Below are 2677 nucleotides of genomic sequence, written 5' to 3' on the forward strand. Positions count from 1 at the left end.
GTCACATCGCGCGCCTGCACCCGAAAGCGCACGGCCGTGCCCGGCGGGTGGGGATCGGCGGTGGCCACCAGCAATGCGCCGCCCCCGGGCAGGCGAACGTCCATGAGTTGGTCCGCCGCGTCGTAACCGTCGACCCTGCCCTCGGCCACGGTCGCCGCCGTGTCGCCCTCGGCGAGCGGCAGGTCCAGCCGCGCCAGGAGGGCCGGCGCGGGGCCGCTCGCCAGCACCCGACCGCCGCCAAGCAGCACCAGGTGCTGCGCCAGCCGGGCCACTTCGTCCTGCGCATGGCTCACGTACAGCACGGGAATGTCCAGTTCGCGCTGCAGGCGCTCCAGATAGGGCAGCACTTCGGCCTTGCGCTGCGCGTCCAGGGCGGCCAGGGGCTCGTCCATCAGGAGCACGCGGGGGCTGGCGGCCAGGGCCCGGGCCATCGCCACCCGCTGGCGCTCGCCCCCCGACAGGGTGCTTGGCTGGCGGGCCAGCAGGGGTTGCAGCCCGAGCAGTTCGACGGCCTGCTCCAGCGACACCTTCCTGCGCGCCGGGGGTGTGCGCCGCAGGCCGTACTCGAGGTTGCGGCGCACGTCCAGGTGCGCGAAAAGGCTCGATTCCTGGAACACATAGCCCAGCGCCCGCTGGTGGGTCGGGAGCCACAGGCGCTGCGCGTCGTCCTGCCACACCTGCCCATGAACGGCCACGCGCCCCTGGGCCCGCTCCAGGCCCGCCAGGGCCCGCAGGCAGGTCGTCTTGCCACAGCCCGAGGGACCGTAGAGCGCCGTGACGCCCCGGCCGGGAAGGGACAGGTCCAGGTCCAGCACGAAGCCGCCCGGGCGCTGCAGCCGCAGGCGGGCCTCGATGGTGCCTTCGCCCGTGCAGGGCAACCGTCCCGCACCGGCCGTCATGCCGCGCCCCTGCCGGGCCGTGCGGGCTGCAGCCAGTGCAGCAACAGCAGCACCCCGAACGAGAACACCACCATGCTCCCCGCCAGCCAGTGGGCCTGCAGGTATTCCATGGCCTCCACGTGGTCGTAGATCTGCACCGACACCACGCGCGTCACGCCGGGAATGTTGCCGCCGAGCATGAGCACCACGCCGAACTCTCCCACCGTGTGCGCAAAGCTCAGCACCCCCGCCGTGAGAAAGCCCGACCGCGCGAGCGGCATCCCCACGGTGAAGAAGCGGTCCCACGGGCCCGCGCCCAGCGTGGCGGCGGCCTCCATCGGCCGCGCACCCACCGCCTCGAATGCGCGCTGCAGCGGCTGCACCGCGAACGGCAGCGAGTACACGACCGATCCCACCAGCAGACCGGCGAAGGTGAAGGGCAGGGTGGCCAGGCCCATCGACTGCATCGCGCGGCCCACCGGGCCGTTGGGGCCCAGGGTGAGCAGCAGGTAGAAACCGATCACCGTGGGGGGCAGCACCAGCGGTAGCGCCACCACCGCCGAGACCGGGCCGCGCCAGCGCGACGGCGTGTGCGCCAGCCACCAGGCCAGTGGCGTGCACAGCACCAGCAGCGTGAGCGTGGTGAGCGCGGCCAGCCGCAGCGTGAGGCCGATGGCGGCCAGGTCCTGCGCAGAAAAAGGCATCGGCAGCGTGTCGGTCCGGCGGCTTTGGCGGGTGCGGGCAGGGGCTCAGAGCCCGTAGCCGTAGGCCCGGATCACCTCGCGCGCCGCGTCGCTGCGCAGGAATTTCATCAGGGCAATGGCGGCGGGCTGGTCCTTGCCCGTGGCGAGCAGGACGGCATCCTGCCGGATGGGGTCGTGCAGCGCCTCCGGCACCTGCCAGGCCGAGCCCTTGGCGATCTTGCCGCCTTCCATGACCTGCGACAGCGCCACGAAGCCCAGCTGCGCATTGCCCGTGGCCACGAACTGGTAGGTCTGCGCGATGTTCTCGCCCGTCACGAAGCGCGGCTGCAGGCGCTCGCCCAGGCCGAGCTTTTCCAGCGTCTGCACGGCTGCCAGGCCATAGGGCGCGAGCTTGGGGTTGGCGACGGCCAGATAGGTGAAATCGCCCGCCTTGAGCACCTGGCCCTGGTCGTCCACGTAGCCTTCGCGCGGGCTCCACAGCACCAGCCGTCCCACGGCATAGGTGAAGCGCGATCCCTGCACGGCCTGGCCCTCCTGCTCCAGCCGGGCGGGCGTGGTGTCGTCGGCGGACAGCAGCACCTGGAACGGTGCGCCGTTCTTGATCTGCGCATAGAACTTGCCGGTGGCCCCGAACGACAGCACGGCCTTGTGGCCGGTGGCCTGCTCGAACGCCGCGGCGATCTTCTGCATCGGCGCCGTGAAATTGGCCGCGACGGCGACGGGCACCTCTCCGGCATGGGCCGAAGCCAGGCCCGCCAGGACCATGCCGGCAGCGGCCAGAAGTCGGGAGGGGGCGGAGGCAAATCGCATGGCGCTATTCCTTGGATGAATAGCGGTCGAGTATAGCGACGGGTTTCCCGGGCAGCCCTGGACAGCGCGGCATGATGCGCCCATGACAAAGCGGCTTTCCCTCTCCGATGCGCTGGGCCAGGGCATGGCGGACCGGCGCATCGACATCCTGCGCCAGATCGGCGTGGGCGGATCGATCTCGCAGGCTGCGCGGGCCGTGGGCGTGAGCTACAAGGCGGCCTGGCAGGCGGTGGACGCGCTCACCAACCTGGCGGGCGTGCCCCTGGTGGCGCGCGCCGTGGGCGC

Annotated in this window: 4 protein-coding genes; 1 reads left to right on the forward strand and 3 read right to left on the reverse strand. The window is 71.8% G+C overall.

What is annotated here, in order from left to right; genetic code table 11:
• The 3 genes from modC to modA all read right to left on the reverse strand — a co-directional run.
• Window positions 1-899, reverse strand: an 899-nt coding sequence (modC, locus tag AC27IQ_RS22130) for a molybdenum ABC transporter ATP-binding protein (protein WP_487090813.1), incomplete at its 3' end; no start/stop codon positions are given.
• Window positions 896-1582, reverse strand: coding sequence for a molybdate ABC transporter permease subunit (modB, locus tag AC27IQ_RS22135; RefSeq protein WP_317351949.1), 687 nt, complete (start codon window positions 1580-1582; stop codon window positions 896-898). The genes modB and modC, both read right to left, overlap by 4 nt.
• 45 nt (window positions 1583-1627) lie before the next feature.
• Entirely contained in the window at window positions 1628-2392 is a 765-nt protein-coding gene (gene modA / locus AC27IQ_RS22140) for a molybdate ABC transporter substrate-binding protein (protein ID WP_487090814.1), read from the reverse strand.
• 82 nt (window positions 2393-2474) lie between these two features.
• On the opposite strand from modA, the gene AC27IQ_RS22145 reads away from it, so the two are divergent.
• On the forward strand, window positions 2475-2677 hold a 203-nt coding region (locus AC27IQ_RS22145; RefSeq protein WP_487090815.1), incomplete at its 3' end, for a winged helix-turn-helix domain-containing protein.

It is taken from the genome of Acidovorax sp. KPB24-07, from assembly GCF_057543315.1.